We start from the raw sequence: 1,704 nt of genomic DNA on the forward strand, positions 1-1,704 counted from the left end.
GGGTGAGGGAGGCGGTGACCAGCTCCGTGCGGGAGCGTTTGCCGGTGCGGGCGAAGAGGCGGGACAGGCGGCGGGACACCGCGTCCTCGGTGAGGTGGAGGACGCGGGCGATCTGGCGGGTGGTGAGCTGTTCGGTGAGGAGCGTGGTGAGCAGGCCGTCGTTCTCGGCGGTGGCCCGGCTGCGGCCCGGGACGGTGAGCCCGGCCTCCCGCAGCGCGGTTCTCGTACGGAAGCGCCACAGGGCCGCGCCGGTCCGGCCGAACACCTCGTACGCCTCGTGCAGCAGCGCCGCCGGGACCGCGCCCGCCGTGGCGGCGGTCACCAGGGTGGTCGCCGTCTCGAACGGCAGGCCCCGCTCGCGGGCGAGGTCCACGGCCTCACGCAGGGCCCGGTGGGCGGTGCCGGGCGCTGCGTCGCGCTGGACGCGGGCCGAGGCGAGGAGGTGCAGGAGGCGGGTGCGGTCGGTGCCGGTCCGGTGGACGAGGTCCTCCAAGTGCCGTACACAGTCCACCGCTTCGCTGTCGCGTCCAGCCCGGGACGTCAACTGGGCCAGCAGGGCCCACAGTTCGTCCGTGCCGTAGGTCTGGTCGTGGGCCCGGGTCCGGTCCAGGCCGGTGCGCAGGGTTCGCTCGGCCCCGGCCAAGTCGCCGAGGGCCATGAGGAGTTCGGCCTCTGTCGCGTGCAGGGAGCACTGGGGCGGGGCGCCCTCGCCGTCCGCGTCCCGCACCAGCTGGAGGGCGGTGGTGACGCGGCCCTGGGCGAGGAGGATCGCCGCCGTCCGCGCGGGGAGCAGGGCGCTGTCCGCCACCGGGGTGGACTGGATCTCGCGGCCGGCCAGGAGCCTGCGGGCCGACTCCAGGGCCTGGTCCCAGTCGCCCGTGAGGTGGTGGTGGAGGAACCGGCTGAGCGGCGGCAGCACGGGCACGGTCAGGCCGGTGGTCGCCAGCAGCGTGGTAACCCCGGCGAGGTCGTAGCGGGTGAGGAGGTTGTCGACCATGCCGCCGGCCAGCGAGTACACCTTGCCCGGGGGGAGTTGAGGTGCCTCGTCGAAGGCCAGTGCGCGCCGGTAGGGCTCCGGGCGGCCGACGCCGAGTTCGGCCATGGCGAGGAAGACGGCGGGTGCGGCGCGGGCGCGGGGGCCGGTGTTCCACACCGTCTCGGTCGTACGGAGCAGGTCCTCCGTCTGCCGCCAGCGCGAGAGGTGGCACAGGGCGAGGGCCCGGCCGGTCACCCTGGCCAGGGCGGGGACCGGCAGTACGTCCCACCAGTGGGCGGTCCCGAGGCGCGACATCGTGGGCCAGTCGCGCTGGTTCGCCGTGACCGCCACGATCAGGCACGCGGCCTCCTGAAGGTCCAGGTCGCTCAGCGTCGGTCCCGGGTCGCGCAGCAGGGACTCGGCGGCGGCCCGGGCGGCGGCGTAGTCGCAGGCCAGGTAGGCGGTCGTGCCGTACTGCTGGAGGACGAGGTCACGGGCGTCGGCGTGCTCGGTCAGGTCACGGGCCGCCCGCAGCCACCGGAGCACACGGCCGTCGTCGATGCCGGGCCGTATCTGCCGGGCGGCGTCCGTCAGTTCGGCCACCGCGCGTTCCCGGTCGACCAGGCTCCCGGCATCCGCGATGCGGTCCGCGCGGTAGGCGGGGGCGTCCGCGTCGGCGGGCTGGGCCGTGGTGCCGGTGCTGTCGAGGGGGCCGGGGTCTGTGTGCG

Annotated in this window: 1 pseudogene; it reads right to left on the reverse strand. The window is 75.5% G+C overall.

Annotated elements, in window-relative coordinates:
• Positions 1-1,704 (reverse strand): annotated as a pseudogene (locus AOK24_RS52425) (AAA family ATPase); the annotation flags it as partial.

It is taken from the genome of Streptomyces niveiscabiei, assembly GCF_001419795.1.
In the GTDB taxonomy this organism is placed as follows: Bacteria; Actinomycetota; Actinomycetes; order Streptomycetales; family Streptomycetaceae; genus Streptomyces; species Streptomyces niveiscabiei.